At 74.0% G+C, this 21,697-nt stretch carries 21 protein-coding genes and 1 tRNA gene; 8 read left to right on the forward strand and 14 right to left on the reverse strand.

Annotation, left to right across the window (positions count from 1 at the left end; translation table 11 throughout):
* The first annotated feature begins 12 nt into the window (after nt 1-12).
* A complete protein-coding gene (locus AAG589_RS04230) occupies nt 13-645 on the forward strand; it encodes a class I SAM-dependent methyltransferase (RefSeq protein WP_430565984.1) in 633 nt (210 codons plus the stop codon).
* On the opposite strand, the gene AAG589_RS04235 is transcribed toward AAG589_RS04230, so the two are convergent.
* From AAG589_RS04235 to AAG589_RS04245, 3 genes are all read right to left on the reverse strand, one after another.
* Nucleotides 642-1,850 (reverse strand): RNA polymerase sigma factor, encoded by a 1,209-nt coding sequence (locus tag AAG589_RS04235; RefSeq protein ID WP_430565985.1) that lies wholly within the window; start codon nt 1,848-1,850, stop codon nt 642-644. The genes AAG589_RS04230 and AAG589_RS04235 overlap by 4 nt on opposite strands.
* On the reverse strand, nt 1,847-2,260 hold the full coding sequence (locus AAG589_RS04240) for a YciI family protein (protein WP_430565986.1): 414 nt from the start codon (nt 2,258-2,260) through the stop codon (nt 1,847-1,849). The genes AAG589_RS04235 and AAG589_RS04240 overlap by 4 nt, the downstream gene beginning before the upstream one ends.
* Before the next feature lie 104 nt (nt 2,261-2,364).
* Complete coding sequence (locus AAG589_RS04245) at nt 2,365-3,849, reverse strand: MFS transporter (RefSeq protein WP_430565987.1); 1,485 nt, start codon at nt 3,847-3,849, stop codon at nt 2,365-2,367.
* A 102-nt stretch (nt 3,850-3,951) separates the two neighbouring features.
* Here AAG589_RS04245 and AAG589_RS04250 point away from each other — a divergent pair, with 102 nt between their 5' ends.
* The 6 genes from AAG589_RS04250 to AAG589_RS04275 all read left to right on the forward strand — a co-directional run bounded on the left by AAG589_RS04250 (nt 3,952) and on the right by AAG589_RS04275 (nt 11,436).
* Nucleotides 3,952-5,850, forward strand: coding sequence for a hypothetical protein (locus AAG589_RS04250; RefSeq protein WP_430565988.1), 1,899 nt, complete (start codon nt 3,952-3,954; stop codon nt 5,848-5,850).
* Between the two features lie 268 nt (nt 5,851-6,118).
* On the forward strand, nt 6,119-7,633 hold the full coding sequence (locus AAG589_RS04255; RefSeq protein WP_430565989.1) for a sugar ABC transporter ATP-binding protein: 1,515 nt from the start codon (nt 6,119-6,121) through the stop codon (nt 7,631-7,633).
* Complete coding sequence (locus tag AAG589_RS04260; protein ID WP_446719669.1) at nt 7,630-8,673, forward strand: ABC transporter permease; 1,044 nt, start codon at nt 7,630-7,632, stop codon at nt 8,671-8,673. The genes AAG589_RS04255 and AAG589_RS04260 overlap by 4 nt, the downstream gene beginning before the upstream one ends.
* On the forward strand, nt 8,670-9,719 hold the full coding sequence (locus tag AAG589_RS04265; protein WP_430565990.1) for an ABC transporter permease: 1,050 nt from the start codon (nt 8,670-8,672) through the stop codon (nt 9,717-9,719). Before AAG589_RS04260 ends, AAG589_RS04265 begins: the two co-directional genes overlap by 4 nt.
* Complete coding sequence (rhaS, locus tag AAG589_RS04270; protein ID WP_430565991.1) at nt 9,716-10,753, forward strand: rhamnose ABC transporter substrate-binding protein; 1,038 nt, start codon at nt 9,716-9,718, stop codon at nt 10,751-10,753. Before AAG589_RS04265 ends, rhaS begins: the two co-directional genes overlap by 4 nt.
* A gap of 44 nt (nt 10,754-10,797) precedes the next feature.
* On the forward strand, nt 10,798-11,436 hold the full coding sequence (locus tag AAG589_RS04275) for a TetR/AcrR family transcriptional regulator (protein WP_430565992.1): 639 nt from the start codon (nt 10,798-10,800) through the stop codon (nt 11,434-11,436).
* 88 nt (nt 11,437-11,524) lie between these two features.
* On the opposite strand, the gene AAG589_RS04280 is transcribed toward AAG589_RS04275, so the two are convergent.
* Both AAG589_RS04280 and AAG589_RS04285 read right to left on the reverse strand, forming a co-directional pair.
* A complete protein-coding gene (locus AAG589_RS04280) occupies nt 11,525-12,622 on the reverse strand; it encodes a Gfo/Idh/MocA family protein (protein ID WP_430565993.1) in 1,098 nt (365 codons plus the stop codon).
* On the reverse strand, nt 12,619-13,419 hold the full coding sequence (locus AAG589_RS04285) for a sugar phosphate isomerase/epimerase family protein (protein ID WP_430565994.1): 801 nt from the start codon (nt 13,417-13,419) through the stop codon (nt 12,619-12,621). The genes AAG589_RS04280 and AAG589_RS04285 overlap by 4 nt, the downstream gene beginning before the upstream one ends.
* A 205-nt stretch (nt 13,420-13,624) precedes the next feature.
* On the opposite strand from AAG589_RS04285, the gene AAG589_RS04290 reads away from it, so the two are divergent.
* The gene (locus AAG589_RS04290) at nt 13,625-14,263 is read left to right on the forward strand and encodes a dihydrofolate reductase family protein (RefSeq protein ID WP_430565995.1); all 639 of its coding nucleotides are present in this window, start codon (nt 13,625-13,627) and stop codon (nt 14,261-14,263) included.
* Between the two features lie 13 nt (nt 14,264-14,276).
* Here the strand turns inward: AAG589_RS04290 and arfB are convergent, their stop codons facing one another.
* The 9 genes from arfB to ribD all read right to left on the reverse strand — a co-directional run bounded on the left by arfB (nt 14,277) and on the right by ribD (nt 21,629).
* On the reverse strand, nt 14,277-14,714 hold the full coding sequence (gene arfB, locus AAG589_RS04295; RefSeq protein ID WP_430565996.1) for an alternative ribosome rescue aminoacyl-tRNA hydrolase ArfB: 438 nt from the start codon (nt 14,712-14,714) through the stop codon (nt 14,277-14,279).
* 98 nt (nt 14,715-14,812) lie between these two features.
* Complete coding sequence (locus AAG589_RS04300; RefSeq protein ID WP_430565997.1) at nt 14,813-14,971, reverse strand: hypothetical protein; 159 nt, start codon at nt 14,969-14,971, stop codon at nt 14,813-14,815.
* Nucleotides 14,972-14,975: 4 nt separating this feature from the next.
* On the reverse strand, nt 14,976-16,877 hold the full coding sequence (locus AAG589_RS04305; protein ID WP_430565998.1) for an amidase: 1,902 nt from the start codon (nt 16,875-16,877) through the stop codon (nt 14,976-14,978).
* Between the two features lie 174 nt (nt 16,878-17,051).
* Nucleotides 17,052-17,813 (reverse strand): hypothetical protein, encoded by a 762-nt coding sequence (locus AAG589_RS04310; RefSeq protein ID WP_430565999.1) that lies wholly within the window; start codon nt 17,811-17,813, stop codon nt 17,052-17,054.
* 126 nt (nt 17,814-17,939) lie between these two features.
* A tRNA-Pro gene (locus tag AAG589_RS04315) sits at nt 17,940-18,016 on the reverse strand.
* A gap of 51 nt (nt 18,017-18,067) precedes the next feature.
* Nucleotides 18,068-18,595, reverse strand: a complete 528-nt coding sequence (gene ribH / locus AAG589_RS04320) for a 6,7-dimethyl-8-ribityllumazine synthase (protein ID WP_430566000.1) — start codon at nt 18,593-18,595, stop codon at nt 18,068-18,070.
* Nucleotides 18,592-19,923, reverse strand: a complete 1,332-nt coding sequence (locus AAG589_RS04325) for a bifunctional 3,4-dihydroxy-2-butanone-4-phosphate synthase/GTP cyclohydrolase II (RefSeq protein ID WP_430566001.1) — start codon at nt 19,921-19,923, stop codon at nt 18,592-18,594. Before AAG589_RS04325 ends, ribH begins: the two co-directional genes overlap by 4 nt.
* On the reverse strand, nt 19,920-20,558 hold the full coding sequence (locus tag AAG589_RS04330; RefSeq protein WP_430566002.1) for a riboflavin synthase: 639 nt from the start codon (nt 20,556-20,558) through the stop codon (nt 19,920-19,922). Before AAG589_RS04330 ends, AAG589_RS04325 begins: the two co-directional genes overlap by 4 nt.
* A gap of 3 nt (nt 20,559-20,561) precedes the next feature.
* Nucleotides 20,562-21,629: a bifunctional diaminohydroxyphosphoribosylaminopyrimidine deaminase/5-amino-6-(5-phosphoribosylamino)uracil reductase RibD gene (gene ribD / locus AAG589_RS04335; protein WP_430566003.1), complete on the reverse strand. Its 1,068-nt coding sequence runs from the start codon at nt 21,627-21,629 to the stop codon at nt 20,562-20,564.
* Nucleotides 21,630-21,697: the final 68 nt, after the last annotated feature.

Genomic DNA, 21,697 nt, shown 5'->3' on the forward strand with positions numbered 1-21,697 from the left:
ATGCCCGGCCGCATGCCCACCCGCTCCTCCCCCGGTGCGAACGCGCGCAAGTACGCGCGCATGTACCGGCTCGGCATGACGCCGTGGGAGGGCTACGCGCAGGCCGCCGCGCCGAGCGTCGCCGCGGTGCTGGACCGCGAGGAGGTCGGCCGAGACCGTCCGCTCGGGCGGGCGCTCGACCTCGGGTGCGGGCGCGGGCAGTACACCCCCGAGCTCGCGCGCCGCGGCTGGGACGCGGTCGGGGTCGACGTCGTGCCCCGCGCGATCGAGGAGGCCCGGCGCCGGGCCCCGGGCGTCCGCTACGAGGTCGCCGACGTCACCGACCTGCCGGGCGCGGGACTGGGCACCTTCGACCTGTTCCTCGACGTCGGCTGCTTCCAGGGCCTCGACCCGGCGCAGCGCGTGGCCGAGGCCCGCGGGGTGACGGCGCTGGCGAACCCCGGCGCCACGCTGCTCATGCTCGCGTTCGGGGCGTCGAGGTGGCGGCGGCTGGTGGAGGGAGCCGCCGAGAGCGACATCGTGACGGCGTTCTCCGGCTGGGAGCTGCTCGACGTGCGCGACGCGGACACCGCGGGCCTGGGCTTCCCCATGAACCGCACGGCGCCCCGGTGGTACCGGCTCGGGGTCGACAAGCCCTCGACCTAGCCGCCGAGCTGCCGCACCCGCGCCGCCTGCCGGGTGAGGTGGGCCCGCTCGGCGGTGCTGGTCGCGACGCCCGCGGCCTCCGCGTAGAGGCGGGCGGCGACGCCGAGGTCGCCCGCCTGCTCGTGCAGGTACGCCGCCGTGGCGTCGCGGCGCGGCAGGTCGTCCGGCAGGCCCTCCAGGAGCCGGAGGCCGGCCAGCGGGCCGTCCACGTGCCCGACGGCGACCGCCCGGTTGAGCGCGACCACCTGGTTGCGGGGCTCGAGGCGCGCCAGCTCGTCGTACCACTCGAGGATCTGCGGCCAGTCCGTCTCGTCCGCGCGCGCGGCGTCGTCGTGCAGGGCCGCGATCGCGGCCTGTGCCTGGTAGGGCCCGAGCCGGTCCCGCGCGAGTGCGCCCTGCAGGAGCGCCACGCCCTCGGCGACCGCCGCGGTGTCCCACAGCGCGCGGTCCTGCCGGTCGAGCGGCACGAGCTCCCCGGTCGCCGTGGTGCGGGCGGCGCGGCGCGCGTGGTGCAGCAGCATGAGGGCGAGCAGCCCCGTCGCCTCGGCGTCGTCGGGCACGGCGGCGACGAGCTGGCGGGTCAGCCGGATCGCCTCCGCCGCGAGGTCGACGCCGTCCGGTCGGCCTCCAGCCGGCGCGCCGGTGAAGCCCTCGTTGAAGATGAGGTACAGCACGCGCAGCACCGCCCGCGCGTCGCCGGGCTGCCCGAACCGCTCCCCCGCCACCGTCTTCTTGGCGCGGGAGATGCGCTGCGCCATCGTCGGCTCCGGCACGAGGAACGCCCGGGCGATCTGCGCCGTGGTCAGCCCGCCGACCGCGCGCAGTGTGAGGGCGACCGACGAGCCGGGCGTGAGCGACGGGTGGCAGCACCGGCTCAGCAGCAGGAGCGTGTCGTCGGACTGCTCCGTGGGTCCGGGCGGGGGCTCGAGCGTCACGCGGATCTCCCGCTGCGCCCGGGAGGAGGCCGACCGGCGCATGTCGACGAACTTGCGCCACGCGACGGTGACCAGCCACCCCTTGGGGTCGGACGGCGGCCCGGCGCCCGGGGCGTCCCAGCGGCGCACGGCCTCCAGGAGCGCCTCCTGGACGGCGTCCTCGGCCGTCGCGAAGTCGGCACCCCGGCGGACGAGGACGCCGAGGACCTGGGGGCCCAGGTCCCTCAGCGCCTCGTCCCGCGACCGGTCCGGACGCGGGGGCTCGCTCACCCCGTGACCTCGGAGGAGTCGCTGAGGAACGGGCGCACCTCGATCCACTCGTGCAGCGGGCGCCCGCCCGGGCCCGGGGCCGACGACAGGTACGCCGCCGCCTCGTGCGCCCGCTCCCGGGAGTCGACGTCGATCACGATCCACCCGGCGACGAGGTCCTTGGTCTCGGCGAACGGCCCGTCGGTCACGGGCGGCCGCCCCTCGCCGTCGTACCGGACGAAGTCCCCGCGCGGCGAGAGGGCCTGCGCGTCGACGAACTCGCCGCGCTGCTCGAGGTCGTCGATGACCCGGCCCATGAAGGCCATGTGCGCGGTGACCTCGTCGGGCGTCCACCGGTCCATCGGCACGTCCGTGCCGGGCACCGGCTCCGGGTTCCCGCGGTAGTGCTTCAGCAGCAGGTACTTGGCCATGGTTCCATCCTGTCGTCGCGGGCGGTGCCTGTCACCGCCGACGCTCCTGGGACGGAGCCGGCCGCAGGTTCTCGACATCCGCCGCCGCGGCGTGCGGACCGACCTCAGGCGCCGTCGGGGCCCGACCCGTCCTCGGCGTCCCGCGCCGACAGCGGCGTCGCGACGTCCTCGAGCGACCTGCGCTCGGCGCCGACGCCGAGGAACATCGCCACCACTCCCCCGCCGACCATCAGCGCGGCCCCGATGTAGTAGCCGACGGCGATCCCGGTGATGTCGTGGGACGCGCTCGCCGACTCGATCAGCCGGCCGAACAGCAGCGGCCCGGTGATACCGCCGACGGCCGTCCCGATCGCGTAGAAGAACGCGATGCACAGCGCGCGCGTCTCCATCGGGAAGACCTCGCTCGCGGTGAGGTAGGCGGAGCTGGCCCCCGCGGACGCGATGAAGAAGATCGCCATCCCGAAGAACGTGAGCGTCCACGCCGTCAGCCCGCCGAGGACGAGCCCCGCGACCGCGAGCAGCACGCCCGAGACGATGTAGGTGCCAGAGATCATCCGCACCCGCCCCACCTTGTCGAACAGCGGCCCGAGCGCGAGCGCGCCCAGGAAGTTGCTCACCGCGAAGAGGGCGATGTAGGCCCCGGTCTGGCCCACCCCGAGGAACGTCTGCAGGGTGTCGCCGAACGTGAAGAAGAAGGCGTTGTAGAGGAAGGCCTGCCCGACGAAGAGCGCGAGGCACAGCACCGTGCGCCGCGGGTAGTCGGCGAACACCGTGCGGGCGATCCGGGCGAGGCTCACGGTGCGCCGCTGCTTCACGGTCAGGGTGCCCTCGGGCTCGGGCAGCTCGACGCCGTCCTCCTGCGCCACCCGCCGCTCGATGCCGGCGACGATCCGCTCGCTGTCCTTCTCGCGGCCGTGGATGAACAGCCACCGGGGGCTCTCCGGCACGTTGCGCCGCACGAACAGCACGCACAGGCCGAGCACGGCGCCGAGGGCGAAGCAGAGCCGCCAGCCCAGCCATGCGGGGATCAGCTCCGGGTTGAGCAGCGGGATCGTCAGCAGCGCGCCGCCCGCCGCGCCGACCCAGTACGAGCCGTTGATCGCGATGTCGATCCGGCCGCGGTACCTCGCCGGGATGAGCTCGTCGATGGCGGAGTTCACGGCCGCGTACTCGCCGCCGATCCCGAGGCCCGTGACGAACCGCATCGCGAAGTAGTACAGCGGGTTCATCGAGAACGCCGTCAGCACCGTGCCCGTGAGGTACACCAGCAGCGTGATGATGAAGAGCCGCTTGCGGCCGAACCGGTCCGTGAGCTGCCCGAAGACCAGCGCGCCCAGGCAGGAACCGGTCACGTAGACCGCGCCCGCGAGGCCGATGTCCGCGCTCGTCAGGCCGAGCCCGGTCTCGCCCTTCAGCGCGTCGGACAGGTTGCCGACGATCGTCACCTCGAGGCCGTCGAGGATCCAGACCGTGCCCAGCCCGACGACGATCAGCCAGTGCCAGCGGGCCCAGGGCAGCCGGTCCAGACGGGCGGGGATGTCGGTGGTGATCGTGCGCAGCGACGTCGCCGCGCTCCCGGTGGAGGACATGATCCGGTTCTACCCGGGGTCCCCGATGCGCGCAGCGCGGTGGCAGCACGGTGGCAGCACGGCGTCCTGCGGGCCCCGGCGACGGCTTGTACGTTCGTTCACATGGTTGCTCACGGGAACAGACGACCGACCGCCCACCCGCGAACCCCGCGCGCGGCGCACCTGCTCGGCGTCGCCGCGCTCGCCGCTCCCCTCGCCCTGGCGGCGACCGCGGCGAACGGGGCGGAGACCCGCACCGCCTCGGGCCTCGCGCCCCCGACGCAGCTCGCCGGTGCGTCCGACGACGGCCGGCCCGACGTCGCCGACGGCACCGGCGGCACCGGCGGCATCGACGGCGCGGCGATGCGGGAGCGTCTGCGGCACGAGACCTCGGACAAAGAGGTACCGGGGCTCCGTGCTTCCGAGGACGCCCCCCGCGTGCAGGAGAAGAACGCCGGCGACGCCGGCGACGACGGGGGCGACGGCGCCCAGCGCCTGCCCGCGCCCCGGTCGGTCACCGGCTGGGAGCTGCGGGTGGACGGCGACCTGGACACGGAGCCGGTCGCCACGGAGCCCGTCGACCCGAACGACGAGGACGACGGCGCCATCCCGCTCGCGCGCGACCTCGGCCTCGACGCCGACCGCCGCGGGGTCTCGACCACCGGCGTGGTCGGCGACGGGCCCCACGGCTCGGAGGGGTCCGGCACCGGCGACTACGACTTCTACCGCGTCGACGCCGCGCGGGGCGAGACCCTCACGGTCGACGTCGCTCCCGACGGCGACCTCGCGGCGAACGCGCTCCTGTACGACGCCGACGGCACCCTCGTGGTCGGCGCCCAGGACATGACGGGGGCGGGCGTCGCGCACCTCTCCCAGCGGATCGAGCAGCGCGGCACCTACTACGTCGCGGTGGGCAACCACTACCCGGGCGACCCGTTCGACGCGGCCTCGGGCCCGGGCGTCATCGCCGAGGGACCCTACGACCTGGACGTCACGCTCCACGCGGCCGGCGAGGCCGACACCGACGTGTACGCCGTCCCGCTGCGCCGGGGCGACGTGCTGGGCACCACCGTCTCCGGCTCGGCCCGGCAGGTCGCGGTGCACGAGCTGGACGGCGACCTCGTGCAGTCCTCCGCGGCCGACACGGGGCTCATCTACCCCGACGGCTCGCCCCTGGCCCGCGGCGGCAACGCCACCGCCCACCACGTCGTCGAGCGCACCGGGCTCTACCTCGTGTCGGTCGGCGACGGGGCGGGCGACTACTCCCTCACCGTCGGCGCGCACCGCGCCCCCTCGACGCAGGGCGAGCGCGCGCAGACCGTCCTGCTCGACTTCAGCGGGCCGTCGTTCGACAACCGCGTCTTCGGTGCGTCGGCCCTCGACCCTGGGGTCCGCGACGTCAGCCCGATGCGCGACTTCCTGCCCCGGTGGGGGCTCGAGGCCTCCGACGAGCGCGCCGTCGTCGAGGCCACGACGCGGCACGTCCGGGAGATGCTCCGCGACGAGATCCCCGGCTCGCAGGTGCGGGTCACGAACGACCTGGCGGACCCCGACCTGTTCGGCGAGCCCGGGGTCAGCCGGGTCATCGTCGGCGGCACCGTGGCGGAGGCCGGCCTCATGCCCGCGCTGGGCCTGTCCGAGTCGGTGGACCCGGGGAACTTCGCCCGCGAGGAGACGGCGATCGTCATGCCCGAGCTCATGGCCGGTGACCACCCGATCTCGCTCCTGCCGTTCCTCACCGAGGACAGCGACCGCGTCCGGGCGGTCGGGCAGTCGCTCGGCAACGTGGCGGCCCACGAGGCCGGCCACTTCCTCGGGAGCTTCCACACCGACGACCACGACGACGGCACCAGCGTCATGAACACGGGCAACCTGCTGCACTTCTACGCCACCGGCCCGGACGGCGTCGCCGGGACCGCCGACGACGACCACATCGGGATGCGCACGGCCCGGTACGACCGCCTGCAGGGGCTCTCGGGGGTGGAGGACACGCCGTTCCGGACGTCCGTCGCGTTGGGCTGAGCTGGGCTGAGGACCCGACGTGGCGCCTCCGCACCCGGGGTTCGTCGGCGCCCCCGCGCCCCCGAGCGCGAGGTCCACCCGTACGGTGAGCCCCGGCGCGGGGCCTGGCGGCCCGTGCGCGACGCACGCCCGACGCGGTGTCACGACATCGACACGATCCGGACCGGCGCGTTGACGCTGCGCACCAGCGCCGCATAGCGTGCTGGGGCAGGCTTCTTGAATCGTTTTTAGGCATCGCTCGCGACAACGACGTCGGAGGGAGTGGCCCATGGCGAGCCCACCCGCGGGGCCCGTGCTCGAGCTACGGGGAGTGCGCAAGGCGTTCGGCCCGGTCGCCGCGCTGCGGTCCGGGACGCTGAGCGTCGACGGCGGGTCGATCCACGCCCTCGTGGGCGAGAACGGCGCGGGCAAGTCGACGCTGGTGAAGATCCTGTCCGGTCTGTACCGGCGCGACGCGGGCACGTTCCGCCTGCACGGGCGCGACGTCGACTTCACCACCACCGCCGAGGCGAGGGCCGCGGGCGTCGCGGTGATCTACCAGGAGCCCACCCTGTTCCCGGACCTGAGCGTCATGGAGAACATCTTCATGGGCCGCCACCCGCTGCGGACCGGCCGGCGCGTCGACCGCCGGGCCATGCGCGACCGGACCACCGCCCTGTTCGCCCGGCTCGGCGTCACGCTCGACCCCCTGCGGCCCGCCGAGGGGTTGTCGATCGCGGACCAGCAGATCATCGAGATCGCCAAGGCCATCTCGCTCGACGCGAGCGTGCTCGTGATGGACGAGCCCACCGCGGCGCTGTCCGCGCTCGAGGTGCGCCGGCTGTTCCAGGTCGCCCGGAGCCTGCGCGACGAGGGCCGGGCCCTCGTGTTCATCTCCCACCGGCTCGACGAGGTGTTCGACCTGTGCGACGCCGTCACCGTCCTGCGCGACGGGGAGTACGTCGCCACGGCGGCGGTCGCCGACACCTCCGTCGGCGAGGTCGTCACGCACATGGTGGGGCGCACCGTCGACGACCTGTTCCCCAAGGTCCCCGCCCCGGTCGGCGACGTCCGGCTGGAGGTGCGGGGGCTGCGCCGCGCCGGGGTGTTCCACGACGTGTCGTTCGACGTCCGCGCCGGGGAGATCGTCGCCCTCGCCGGGCTCGTCGGCGCGGGCCGCAGCGAGATCGCGCGGGCCGTCTTCGGCGTCGACCCCTACGACGCGGGCAGCGTGCGTCTCGACGGGCGCCCCGTGCCGCCGCGCAGCCCGCGCGCAGCCGTCCGGGCCGGGATAGCCCTGGTCCCCGAGGACCGTCGCCAGCAGGGCCTCGTCACGGACTCCACGGTCGCGCGGAACGTCACCGCCGTCGTCCGGGCGCGGATCGCCCGGCTCGGGATGCTCACCTCGCGGCGCGAGAGCGACGCCGCCGCGCCCTGGGCGTCGCGGCTCGAGGTGAAGACGAACGCGCTGGACATGCACGGCAGCACGATGAGCGGCGGGAACCAGCAGAAGGTCGTCATCGCCAAGTGGCTGGCGACCACCCCGACCCTGCTCATCATCGACGAGCCCACCCGCGGGATCGACGTCGGCACCAAGGCCGAGGTGCACCGCCTGCTGTCCGAGCTCGCGGGGCAGGGCATGGCGATCCTCATGATCTCCTCCGAGCTGCCGGAGGTGCTCGGCATGGCCGACCGCGTCCTCGTGGTCGCCGAGGGTCGCATCACCGCCGACCTGCCGCGCGCGGACGCCACGCCCGAGTCCGTGATGCACGCCGCCACCGCGACCCTGGAGTACCAGCCGTGACCGGGCAGGTGACCGAGCAGCTCGTCGAGCCCAGCCGCCTCTCCCCCGCCCGCCGCGCCTGGCGCACGGTGCGCCGCTCCCGCGAGCTCGCCATCGGGGTGGTGCTGCTCGCCGTCATCGCCGCTGCGACCGCCGCGAACGACAGCTTCCTGCTCAGCCCGAACAGCTGGCGCGACCTGCTCCTGACGCCGTCGGTGCTGGTGGTGCTCGCGGTCGGCCAGGCGGTCGTGATCATCACCCGCAACGTCGACCTGTCGGTGGGCTCGATCCTGGCGCTCACCGCCTACCTCAGCGGGCGGCTGTTCATCGCGAACCCGGACCTGCCCGTCCCGGTGGTGTTCCTCGTCGCGATGCTGGCGGGCGCGGCCCTCGGGCTCGTCAACGGCCTCCTCGTGGGCCTGGGCCGCGTGCCGGCCCTCGTGATCACCCTCGGCACGCTCTACGTCTACCGGGGCGTCGTGCTCACCTGGGCCGGCAGCGACCGGGTCAACGCGTCCGACCTGCCCGGCACCTTCCTCGCCCTCGGGACGCGCACCGTGCTGACGGTGCCCGTCCTGGCGGTGGTCGCCCTGGTCGTGCTCGCCGCCGTGGGCTACCACCTGCACACGGCCCGCGGCGGTCGCGAGCTGTACGCGATCGGGTCCGAGCCCGACGCGGCCGTCCTGTACGGGCTGCCCGTGCGCCGCCGGGTGATCGGCGCGTTCGTGCTCTCGGGCGGGCTGGCCGGGCTCGCCGGGATCATGTTCGCCGCCCGCTACGGCACGATCAGCTCCGGCGCCGGCCTCGGCACCGAGCTGCAGGCCGTCGCCGCCGCCGTCATCGGCGGGGTCGCCATCTTCGGCGGCAGCGGCACCGTCTGGGGCGCCGCGCTGGGCGCCGTCCTGCTCGTGACGATCAACCGTGCCCTGCCGATCCTCGGCATCCCCGACTTCTGGCAGCAGGCCGTGGTCGGCGTCCTCATCATCGGGGCGATCGTGCTCGACCGGCTGCTCGCGAACCGCACGGCCCGCCGCCTCGTCCGAGCGAGGGATGCCCGATGACGACCACGGAACGCCCGGAGCGGACCGAGCGCGCGTACGCCGCCCACGCGCGCCCCTGGTGGCAGCGTTCCCTGCTCACCCGCGAGACGGGGATCATCGCGCTGCTCCTGGTCGTCGTCGTGCTCTCGCTGCAGTACGTGGACAACTTCCGCAGCCCGCTGACGCTCCCCTACCTCGTGCTCGACACCGCACCGATCCTGCTCATCGCCCTGCCGATGACCCTCGTGATCATCACCGGGGAGATCGACCTGTCGGTCGCGTCGGTCGTGGGGCTCTCCAGCGTGACCGTCGGCCTCCTGGTCGAGGCGGGCTGGGCGGTGCCCGCGGCCGCCGGCGCCGCGCTCCTCGTGGGCGTGGTGTGCGGCGCCCTCAACGGCTTCCTCGTCGCGTACGTCGGGCTGCCGTCCCTCGCCGTGACGATCGGCACCCTCGCCCTGTACCGCGGCGTCGCGGTGGGGCTGCTGGGCACCAAGGCCGTCACGGACTTCCCCGAGCGCTGGACGGACCTCGCGACCGCCCGGCTCGGGGACACCCAGCTCCCGACCGTCCTCCTGCCGATCGTCGTGCTGGCCGCCGTGTTCGTCGTGCTGCTGCACTTCACGCCGTTCGGCCGCGGCGTCTACGACATCGGCCTCAGCGCCGACACCGCACGCTTCAGCGGCGTGGGCGTGGCCCGGACCAAGCTCGTGCTCTTCGTGCTCACCGGCACGGTGGCCGCCTTCGCCGGGGTGTTCTTCACGCTCCGCTACGGCAGCGCCCGCGGCGACAACGCGACGGGCATGGAGCTGCAGGTGATCGCCGCCGTCCTGCTCGGCGGCGTGTCGATCTTCGGCGGCCGCGGCGCGCTGCACGGGGTGCTCGCCGGCGTGCTGCTCATCGGCGTCATCTCGAGCGCCCTGCGGCTGGAGAGCGTCACCGTCAACGTCATCAACATCATCATCGGCGCGCTCCTCGTGCTGTCGGTGATCTCCCCGAGCGTCGTCGGCTGGTTCGCCCGGCGTCGACGCCCGGCCATCGCGCGGCCCGTCGGAAAGGAAGAACGATGAAGTTCACGACCCAGCGGTCGGCCGCCCTCGCGGCCCTCGCGATGACCGCAGCACTGGCCCTCGCGGGTTGCTCGTCCGGCGGCGACGACGGCGGTGGGGGTGAGAGCGGCGGTGGCGGCGGCGACGTCTCGGTCGTCATGCTGCCGAAGAACCTCGGCAACCCCTACTTCGACACCAGCACGAAGGGCGCGAAGGCCGCCACCGAGGAGTTCGGCGGCACGTTCTCCGAGGTCGGGCCGGACACCGCGACGCCCGACGCGCAGGTGCCCTTCATCAACACGGCCGCGCAGCAGGGCACCAAGGCGCTCATCGTGTCGGCCAACGACCCGAAGGCGATCTGCGACGCGCTGGACGAGGCCCGGCAGGCCGGCACGAAGGTCGTGACCTTCGACTCCGACACCGACCCGTCGTGCCGCGACCTGTTCGTCAACCAGGCCTCCGCCGAGGGCATCGCCAAGGTGCAGGTCGACATGATCGCCGAGCAGATCGGCGACTCCGGCGAGATCGCCATCCTGTCGGCGAGCGCCAACGCCACGAACCAGAACGCGTGGATCGAGCTCATGAAGAAGGACCTGGCCGACAACCACCCCGACATCACCCTGGTGGACACCGTCTACGGCAACGACGACGACCAGACCTCGTTCGACAAGACGGCGGCGCTGCTGCAGTCGCACCCGGACCTCAAGGGCATCGTCTCGCCCACCACCGTGGGCATCGCGGCGGCGGCCCGGTACCTCTCGACGTCGGACGCCAAGGGCAAGGTCGCCGTCACGGGCCTCGGCACGCCGAACCAGATGCGCGAGTACGTCAAGGACGGGACCGTCACCGAGTTCGCGCTGTGGAACCCGGAGGACCTCGGCTACCTCGCCGCGTTCGCGGCGGACGCCATGGTCGAGGGCACCATCACCGGGGCGGAGGGCGACTCGTTCACCGCGGGCAAGCTCGGCGACTTCACCATCGGGGCGGACGCGACCGTGCTGCTCGGCGACCCCTACCGCTTCAACAAGGACAACATCGACGACTTCGACTTCTGACCGCCGCCCGAGGGCACTCTGCCCACGCCCGGTAGGTTGGCGGCGTGGGCGAACCGGACGGGGCAGACGACGCGGCGCCGCGGCGCGGCTACGCGAAGGGCGCGGCGCGCCGCGCGCAGATCCTGGACCAGGTGCTCCGGATGGTCGCGGAGCACGGGGTCGACGCGTCCTCGCTCCGGTCCGTCGCCGACGCCGTCGGCGTCTCGCACGCCACGCTGCGGCACTACTTCCCCTCGCGCGACGACCTGCTCGTGGCCGTCTACCACGAGCACGAGGTCCAGCGGGGCGACGCCGGGGGCCCGCCGTCGTCGGCGGTCGGCGGGATGCGCGAGAGCGCGGTCCTCAACCGCGAGGTGCCCGGCCTCGTCCAGCTCTACACGACCCTCGCCGGTGACGCCGCGGGCGAGGGCCACCCGGTGACGCGTGAGTTCTTCCGCGAGCGGTTCGCCCGCCTGCGGACCGACCTGTCCGCACAGGTGCGTGCCGACCAGGAGGCGGGCCGCATCGACCCGGCCGTCGACGCCGGCGACCTCGCCGCGCTGGCGATCGCCGCGTCGGACGGCATCCAGGTGCAGTGGCTGCTCGACCCCGACGCCGTGGACGGCGCGCGGGTGCTCGAGCTGCTCGAGCGGCTGGTGCCTGCGCCCCCGGCTCCCTCGTCTGAGGACCCCGCCGGAGCCTGACCCGCGCCCAGGCCCTCCAGCAGGCGATCCCCCGCGCCATCCGGTCCGACGGCGCGAGGGATCACTTGCTGGAAGGCCGGTCGCGGCGTCAGAAGGTCGACGCCGCCGGGTCGAAGTCCTCCGCCAGCGGCGGCGGCGCGTCGACGGTGGACGCGACGTCGACCGCCGCCCCCGACTCCGCGGCGTCACGGATCGCGAGGAGCACGTCGAGCACGTGCAGGGCCACGGCGCCGGACGCCCGCTCGGGCCGGCCCTCGCGGATCGCGCGAGCCAGCTCGACGACGCCGGCACCACGGCCCCAGGTGGAGCCGGTCGCGGGGATCGTCTCGGGCTCGTCCTGCCCGTAGCGCCACAGGGTGGAGTCGCCGTCGAACACGTTCGGGTCGGGCAGCACGATCGTGCCCGTCGTGCCGTTGATCTCGACGAACCCGGCGCGCGGCAGGGCGTGCTGGAACGAGAACGTCGACTGCGCCGACTGGCCGCCACGGAACTGGATCAGCGCCGCGTGGTGCGTCGGCACCTCGACCGGGAACGTCGCGCCGGCCCGCGGCCCGGACGCGATCGTCCGCTTCTCGAGCGACTTCGACGACACCGCCTGCACGCGGGACGCCGCGCCCAGGGCGTGCACGAGGGTCGTGACGTAGTACGGCCCCATGTCGAACAGCGGCCCGGCCCCCGTCGCGTACAGGAAGTCGGGGTCCGGGTGCCAGGCCTCCGGGCCGGGCACGTGGAACATCGTCGTCGCCGTCAGCGGCTCGCCGATGTCCCCGCGGGCGATGGCGCGCAGCGCGGACTGGATGCCCGCGCCGAGCACGGTGTCCGGGGCGCACGCGACGCGCAGCCCCTTCGCCTCGGCGGCGGCGAGCAGCGCGGCGGCCGACGCGTGGTCGGTCGCGATCGGCTTCTCGCTCCACACGTGCTTGCCGGCCGCCACGATCTGCTGGCCGACCTCGGCGTGCACGGCCGGGATCGTGAGGTTGACGACGATCTCGATGTCGTCGCGCGCCAGCAGCTCCTCGACGGTGCCGGACGACGCGACCCCGTACTTCTCGGCCTGGGCCTGCGCGCGGTCGAGCAGCACGTCGGCGACCATGCGGACCTCGACGTCGGCGAACTGCGTGAGGTTCTCGAGGTACTGCGTGGAGATGTTCCCGGCACCGATGATGCCGACGCCCACGCGGCTCACTTGTCGTTCTCCTGCAGCCAGGCGAGGGACGCCGCGACGCCCTCGAAGACGTCGCCCGCGTAGGAGTCGAACTCCACGACGCGGATGGCCTGCGGCGCGGCGGCGAGGATGGCCGGCACGTCGACGTCCCCCTGGCCGGCGGGCACCTGGTTCTCGTAGGCGGCCTTGAGCGCGGGCGGCACGTCGAGCGCGCTCTCGGACGACGGCAGCACGGTCGCGATGTCGCCGGAGACCGCGCCGTCCTTGACGTGGATGGCGACGACGCGGTCGCCGAGCGTCTTCAGCACCGCGGGCGCGTCGGCGCCGCCGACGGTGGCCCAGAAGGTGTCGACCTCGAGCACCGCCTCGGGGGCGAGGTGCTCGGCGAAGATCTCGAAGACCGGGCGGCCGTCGACCTTGTTCGTGAACTCCCACTGGTGGTTGTGGTACCCGAACCGGAGGCCGTGGCCCGCGGCCTTGACCGTCAGCTCGTTGACGCGGTCGGCGAGCTTCTTCGCGTCGTCCGCGGTCTGCCAGCGCTCGGTCGGGACGAACGGGTCGATGACGATCCCGATGCCGAGGCGGGCGGCGGCGTCGAAGACAACGTCGGGCTCGGCGACGTCGATGACGGCGGCGTGGCCGGACGGCGCGGCAAGGCCGGTGGCGGCGAACGCACGCTCGAAGTCGGCGACGCGCTCGACGAACGCGTAGGGCTCGACGTGCTCGTAGCCGATCTCGCGGACGCGCGCGACGGCGGCGTCCAGGTCGGCGGCGATGGCATCCCGCAGCGAGTACAGCTGCACGGACGTGGTGGGCATCTGGGGCTCCTTCGGCATGTTCTGCGGTCCGACTTCCGTCGATGCCCGCACAGAAGTACGCCGCACTGCGCCGGAAGCCGGGGACGAGCCTACCCCCAAAACCTCACAGTGGAAGGTTTCTGCGTCGATGAGTTCCCGTACCGCCCCGGGTCTCAACGGTGAGCCGGCCGACCGACCCGGGGCTGGACGACCCTCAGGAGGAACCATGGGACTCATCCACCTCGAGCTCTTCGCCACCCTCGACCTGGTCGCCCAGGCGCCGGGCGGCCCCGACGAGGACCCGGAGGGCTTCCCGTTCGGCGGCTGGCAGGCGCCGCTCATCGACGAGGTCGCCGGCGAGCAGATCGACGCCGCCTACGCCGAGGGCACGGACGCTCTCCTGCTGGGCCGGCGGACCTACGACATCTTCGCCGGCTTCTGGCCGCACCAGAGCGGCGAGGGCCCGGACGGCGCCATCGCGAAGCTCTTCAACAGCATCCCGAAGTACGTCGCCTCCCGCGGCACCCCCGACCTCTCGTGGGCGGGATCCACGCAGCTCGGCCCGGACCTGCCCGCCGCCGTGCGGGAGCTCCGCGACCGGCACGAGCACCTCCGCGTCGTCGGCAGCCTGAACCTCGTGCAGACGCTCCTGCACGAGAAGCTCTTCGACCGCATCGACCTCTGGGTGCACCCCATCGTCCTGGGTGTCGGGAAGAAGGTTTTCGACGGCGGGGAGGTCCCCACCAACCTCCGGTTGCTCGAGCCGCCCGCCGCCGGCCCCAGCGGCACGGTGTACCTCCACTACGGCCTCGCCGACGGCGTGCCCGCCACCGGCGACATGGCGGCGCCGGAACGCGGCGCCTGACACGCGCCGAGGTTCAGTCCTGCGGCGGGCGCCGCATCCGCTTGACGCCCGCCCGTCGCTTCTTCGCCTCGATGCGCCGCTGCACCGAACCGCGGGTCCGGCGAGTCGGCCGGCGCCGCGGCCCGGGCGGCGCGAGCGCGTCGGCCACGAGCGCCGCCAGCCGGGCCCGCGCGACCTCCCGGTTGCGCAGCTGGGCGCGATGCTCGGACGCCGCCACGGTCACCGCGCCGTGGGGTGCGCGCCCTCCGAGCCGCTCGAGGATCCGGGCCCGCTGCGTCTCGGTGAGGACCCGCGAAGCCTCGACGTCCCACGACAGCTCGACGCGCGAGTCAGTGGTGTTCACGCCCTGGCCCCCCGGCCCCGAGGAGCGAGAGAACCGCCAGGACAGCTCCGACTCCGGGAGGACGAGACCTGACGTCACGCGCAGGCCGCCGCGGGCGTCGTCGAGCATCCGACCATCATGCCTGATGCCCGTAGCCCATTCCCCGCGAGGCGGCCGCCACCGGGCCGCCGCCTCGCGAGAGCTCTCCGGTCACCGGGCGGCCGCGGTCAGTCCTCCTCCTCGTCCGGGTAGGGGTAGAAGGACGTCCCCAGCTTCGGGGTGTAGCCCACGGTCAGGAAGGTGTCCCTCTGGCCCGGGGCATCGTGCAGTGGGAAGCCGGCGCTGAGCAGGGGCGTGTAGCCCACGGTGAGGAACTGGTCGCTCATGCGATCACGCCCAGGCCTGCTCGGCGACCAGCGGGTCGTTCGAGAGCTCGGGGGCGACCGGCTCGTCCGCCGCCTTGCGCCGCGCGCGCGGCGCGGCGAACGTCGGGTCCGGCGGTGCCGCCTCGTGGTACTCGGGGTAGGCCGCCTGGAAGTCGAGCGCGGCCTGGATCAGCCCCGGCTCGCTGAACCGCCGGCCCCAGAACGCCGCGTTGACGGGCAGGCGCACCGAGGAGCCGTAGCCGATCGGGAAGGTCACCATCGGCCACGTCAACGCGTTCGGGAGCTGGTAGAAGCTGCGGTAGTTCGGCAGCTGCGAGCCGCCGAACCGCGGGCCGACGTGCGCGCCGATGGGCAGCACGAGCATGAAGTCGATGCCCGCGGCGTCCAGCGCGGCCGCGAAGTTCGCCTGCAGGGTCCGACGCCGTCGTTCGCCCTCCGCGCGGACCGCCGCGGTGACGCTCCCCGCGGCTGCGGTCTGGGCGTCGAAGTCGCCGAACTGGCGGCGCAGGGTGGCCTCCTGCTCGGGGTGGTCCGCGGCGAACCGCTTGACGGCCTCCCAGTACCCGATCTCGTATCGGTTCGGCGAGAGCACCGCGGACGCCGGCGAGACCACGGTGCCGTCCGGCAGCGGGAGGCGCTCCGCGGTGCGGAAGTAGGGGTCGTTCTCGGCGACGGTCACGTCCAGGCCGTCGAAGTCGACCACCTGCGCGCCGAGCGCGCGCAGCTGGTTCTTGAACCGCTCGAACGCGGCGCCGTAGTCGGCGTCGTACGTGTCGGCGGGCGCCACGCCCGTCCCGCCCCCGGACATCCAGTCCGTCTGCGGCACCCCGATGCGAAGCCCCGCCAGGGGCCGCCGGCCCCGCCGCGGCGCCACGGGGATCGCGTCGAACGGGACCGGTGCCGCGAGCGTGAGCGGGTCGTTCGCCGGGTCCGGGCCGTGCATGACCGACAGGATGATCGCGGCGTCGCGCACGCTGCGCGCGATCGGCCCGACGACGTCGTACCCCGGGGACAGCGGCATGACGCCCGCGGTGGACGACAGGCCCAGCGACGGCTTGATCCCGGAGGCGCCGTTAGCCGACGACGGCATGATGATCGACCCGCCGGTCTCCTCCCCGATCGCGGCCGCCGCGAGCCGGGCGACGGGCGCGACGCCGGAGCCCTGGCTCGAGCCGCCCGGGACACGCTCGGGGTCCCACGCGTTCCCGGCGAACGTCCCCGCGATGCTGCCGGAGAAGGCGGAGGCGATCGTCTGCCCGAGGATGACCGCGCCCGCCGCGCGCAGCTTCGCGACGATCGTGGAGTCCCTCAGGGCGACGTTCCCGTCGTAGGCGTGGGTGCCGTTCCTCGCCTCCAGCCCCTGCACGCCGATCGAGTCCTTGATGCCGAACGGGATCCCGAGCAAGATCGGCAGCGCGTCCCGGTCGTGCTTGGACCGCGCACGACGGAACCGGTCGTCGGCCTCGGACGCGGCGGCCAGCGCCCCCTCCCGGTCGATGCGGACGAAGGCGTTGTACCCGCCGTTGTCGTCGTACACCTCGAAGGGGCCGTTGAGGGCGTCGATCCGCTCGAGGTACGCCCGCGTGATCTCGGTCGAGGTGAGCCGCCCCGCGCGCAGGAGCACGATCATCTCGGCGAGCTCGTAGTCGACCACCCGGCGACGCCGCGGGATCTTGTTGGCCCGCGGCAGGTCGGCGAGCACGTCCGCTCCGCCCCCGCGGCCGGCGTCGGCGGCCACCTCGGCGGACACGTCGGCGGCGGCGGGTTCGGCCGTGGCCACCGCGGCCGCTCCGGCAAGCGCGACGGCCGTGGCGCCGCCGCCGAGGAAGGAGCGCCGCGAGAACCCGGCCGCCGTCGACGTGCTGGTTGTGGTGTCCGACGCAGTCGTCGGCGGGATGGGTGTCATGACCTGGACGCTAAGCCCCGGCCACAGCCCGACGGCCGCTGGAAATCGAAACGTTACGACCAAGCGCCGATGATTCATCCCGGCGAAACAGACCGACCACGAGATGTCCCCGCACGATGCCCGCGCAACGCTCCATTCGACACCACGGCCCAGCCACCGAAAGGGCGATTCGTCTCATCTTCCGGTCGACGCCGGGCGGCTCGGCGCGGACAGGGAAGACACCCGGTAGCGCTCGTACGCGCCGACGTGGATCGCATGCAGGCCCCCGACGACGACCGCAGGAATCAGATACTGCGTCAGGTCACCGTCGATGACGAAGAAGTCGTCGATCTCGTCCAGGTCGTACGGCCGACGCCCCCGGCTGGTGGTCGACAGGTAGACCTTCCAGGTCTCACCGGCACGGGTCGTCGTCGTCTTCACCTGGACCCGGCGCACTCCGGCGCCTGTCGTCACCAGCAAGTCGTATCTGGCAGGTTCCAGGGGCCAGGCGACGTCGTCACCACAGAGGGTGAACCACGCGGCAGCGAGGAGCGAGCCTGCGCGATCGAGGCGGCTGACATCCGGCCGCCGTGCGTCAGTCGCCGGGTCCCGCCCCGCGGTCGACATCGTCAGATGCGAGGTATCCAGGCCCAGTCGCGCCGCATGACCCTTCACCGTCGCGATACCGGAACCGCCGCGAAGCCCCAGCCGCTCGGCGGCGACCGCCCACGTATCCGCACCGGCCACCGCCGACCGAAGGTCGCTCTCGGTCCAGCCGCGTTGGCCCGTGAAGTGTCCGTAGCCGATACCGAGCAGGTCGGCACGTGCGCGGACCGACCGCATCGCTCCCGCCGACGTTCCCGCCAGTCCGAGGCGACTGAGGGTCCCGCGCCACGAGCGCGCGCTCGCGATCGCGTTCGCGAGCTGCTCATCGGTGTAGCGGCGCTCTCGAGGCATGCGGCGCACCGTAGAACACGCCTCCGACAGGCCTACCGATCGACCATCCGGCCCGACCTCGGGCAAACGAAAGGCCCGGACCTACTTTCGTAGATCCGGGCCCTTCCGATGTCCTGAGACATCACGTGGTCGGGCTGACAGGATTTGAACCTGCGACCCCCTGACCCCCAGTCAGGTGCGCTACCAAGCTGCGCCACAGCCCGTCGACCCCGCACGTGGCACCGTGGTGCCACCCCGCAGGGCCGACCGAAATACTACCCCAGGTCGGACACTGCTCCTGCATCGGCGCGGGCACCGCCGACAGTCGTCGCCCGGACGGCACCGAGCACGCGCGCGGTGGCCAGCGCGGCGGCGGCGGCCTCGTAGCCCTTGTCCTCGTGCGAGCCGTCCAGCCCGGCGCGGTCGAGGGCCTGCTGCTCGTCGTCGCACGTCAGAAGGCCGAAGCCCACGGGGACGGTGTGGTCGAGGGCCACGCGGTTCAGGCCGTCGGTCGCGGCGGCGCACACGTAGTCGAAGTGCGGCGTGCCGCCGCGGATCACGACGCCCAGCGCCACGACGGCGTCATACCCCGCGGCCGCGAGCGCCTGGGCCGCGACGGGCAGCTCGAACGAGCCGGGCACCCGCACGACCCTCGGGTCGGCGACGGCGTGGTCCGCGCAGGCCCGCAGCGCGCCGTCGAGCAGCCCGTCCATGACGATCTTGTGCCAGCTCGCGGCGACGACGGCGACGCGCAGGTCGGAGCAGTCGACGGGCTCGGCGGCAGGCGCGCCGGCGCCGCTCATCGGACGGCTCCTGCGGTCGTGGTCAGCGGGTGGTGCGTCATCGTTCCTCCGTCGTCGTGCGGGTCGGTGGGCTCGTGGCTGTCGGCGACACCGGGATCGGTGCCGGTGAGGTGCGGCAGGTCGTGGCCCATGCGGTCGCGCTTGGTGCGCAGGTAGCCGAGGGTGCGCGGGTGGGCGGGCAGAGCGAGGGGCAGCCGCTCGACGACGTCCGCTCCCCCGGCGGCGAGGCCCTCGACCTTGGCCGGGTTGTTCGTGAGGAGCCGGACGCCCGGAACGCCGAGGTCGCGCAGCACGTGCGCGGCGGCCGTGTAGTCGCGGGCGTCCGCGGGCAGCCCCTGGTCGAGGTTCGCGTCGACCGTGTCGCGCCCGTCGTCCTGCAGCGCGTAGGCGGCGAGCTTGGCGGCCAGGCCGATCCCCCTCCCCTCGTGCCCGCGCAGGTAGACGACCACGCCGCGGCCTGCCTCGGTGACCCGTCGCAGCGACTCGTCGAGCTGCGGCCCGCAGTCGCAGCGCAGGCTGCCGAACGCGTCGCCGGTGAGGCACTCGGAGTGCACGCGCGCGAGCACCGGCCCGCGCTCCGGGTCCGCGAGCGCCTCCAGGTCCCCGGCCACCAGGGCCACGTGCTCGTCGCCGGAACGCGTGTCGCGGTAGGCGACGGCGGTCAGGTCGCCGTGGCGCGTCGGCAGCGTCGTGACGGCGACACGCTCGACCAGGATCTCCGTGGCACGCCGGTAGGCGACGAGGTCGGCCACGCTGATGAGGGTGAGCTCGTGCTCCGCGGCGAACTCGGTCAGCGCGGGCAGCCGCATCATCGTGCCGTCGTCGTGCACCAGCTCCGCGAGCACGCCGGCCTCGCCCCGCCCCGCAAGGCGTGCCAGGTCGACGGCGGCCTCGGTGTGTCCACGCCGCTCCAGGACGCCGCCGGGGCGCGCCCGCAACGGCAGCACGTGCCCGGGCCGGGTGAGGTCCGCCGGCCCGGTCGCAGGGTCGGCGAGCAGGCGCGCGGTGCGGGCCCGGTCGGCGCCGGAGATGCCGGTGGACACCCCCGTGGCGGCGTCGACCGTCACCGTGTAGGCCGTGCGGTAGGCGTCCTGGTTCGCGTCGACCATGAGGGGCAGCCCCAGCCGGTCGAGCTGCTCTCCCGCCACGCCCACGCACACGAGGCCGCTGGTGTGCCGTACCAGGAAGCCCATGAGCTCGGGGGTCGCGGCGTCGGCGGCCAGGATGAGGTCGCCCTCGTTCTCCCGGTCGGCGTCGTCCGCGACGACGACCGGGCGGCCGGCCGCGACGTCCGCGATCACCCGCTCGACCCGTCCCACGGCGCTCACCGCGTCGCCCCTGCCGCCACCTGGCCGTGCACGGTGCCGGACGCCAGGTGCCGCTCCACGTACTTGCTCAGCACGTCGACCTCGAGGTTGACCCGCTCCCCCACGGCACGGGACCCGAGCGTCGTGCGGGTGCGCGTCTCGGGGATGAGGCTCACGGTGAACGACTCCTCACCGGCGCTCACCACGGTGAGGCTCACGCCGTCGACCGCGATCGAGCCCTGCGCCACGACGTACCGTGCCAGCTCAGGCGGCAGCGCGACGTCGACGACCTCCCACTGCGTGCCCGGCGTGCGGGCGAGCACCGTCCCGACACCGTCGACGTGCCCCTGCACGACGTGCCCGCCGAACCGCCCGTCGGCCGCGAGCGCCCGCTCGAGGTTGACCGGGTCGCCGGGGCGCCGCCCGCCGAGGCTGGTGCGTGCCAGCGTCTCCGCCATGAGGTCGGCGGTCCACGTGGGCCTGCCCTCGTACTCGCCCGTCCCCGCGACGGTCAGGCAGCAGCCGTCGACGGCGATCGAGTCGCCGAGCCGGACGCCGTCGAGCACCTGCTCGGCCGCGACGGTGACGCGGGCGCCGTCGGCGTGCTCGCGCACGTCGAGGACGGTGCCGAGCTCCTCCACGATTCCGGTGAACATGGCTCAGTGCTCCTTCCGCGGCCGCAAGGTCAGCCGCACGGTGGGGGTGTCGGTGGTGTCGTCGGGGTCCCGGGGCAGGACGGCGACGTCGAGGAGGTCGAGGCGCGCGGCGTCCGCGATGGTGCCGATCCCGAGGTCGGCGACAGCGGAGGCGCCGACGCCGAGCAGCACCGGGGCGACGTAGGCGACGACGTCGTCGACGAGCCCGGCGCGCCAGAAGGCGGCGGCGAGGGCGGGCCCGCCCTCGAGCAGCACGTGCCGGTGCTCGCGGTACCAGAGCAGGTCCAGCACCTCGTGCGGGTCGTGGGTGCGCAGGTGCAGCACGGCCTCGCCGGCGGCCGCGGCCCGCGCGAGCCGGGACGACGCGGGCAGGTCGCGCAGGCCGACGACGACCCGGTCGGGCTGCGGGCCGGTCAGCGGCGCGTGCCGCACGGTGAGGTCGGGGTCGTCCGCGAGCGCCGTGCCGGTGCCGACCACGACGGCGTCCACCCCGGCGCGCAGGCGGTGCACGTCGTGGCGAGCGGCCCGCCCGCTGATCCACCGCGACGTGCCGTCCGCCGCCGCCGAGCGCCCGTCGAGCGTGCTCGCGAGCTTCCAGGTGACGACGGGACGGCCGAGCTCCAGCGCGCGGGTCCAGGTGGCGTTGAGGGCGCGCGCGTCGTCGGCCAGGACGCCGCCGACCACCTCGACGCCCGCGGCGCGCAGGCGCGCGGCGCCGCCCGACGCGGCGGGGTTGGGGTCGTGCTGGGCGTGCACGACGCGCGCGACGCCGGCGGCCAGCAGGGCGTCGACGCAGGGCCCGGTGCGGCCGTGGTGGTTGCAGGGCTCGAGCGTGACGACGGCGGTGGCCCCGCGCGAGGCACCCGGTCCGCGTGCCTCGACGGCGCGTCGTAGCGCCTCGACCTCGGCGTGGGGCGTGCCGGCGCCGCGATGGAAGCCCTCGGCGACCGTCGTGCCGTCGGCGTCGAGGAGCACGCACCCGACGCGCGGGTTCGGTCCTCTCGCCGGGACCTGCGCGGCCAGCTCGAGCGCGCGCCGCATCGCGGCGCGCTCCGCCGTCGTGGCACTCATCCGTCCTGCCCCTGTCCGTCCGGTCGCGGACCCCGGGGCAGGAAGGCGGGGTCGGACGTGCTCGCGCC

It is taken from the genome of Isoptericola sp. F-RaC21, assembly GCF_038593535.1.
Taxonomy (GTDB): Bacteria; Actinomycetota; Actinomycetes; order Actinomycetales; family Cellulomonadaceae; genus Isoptericola.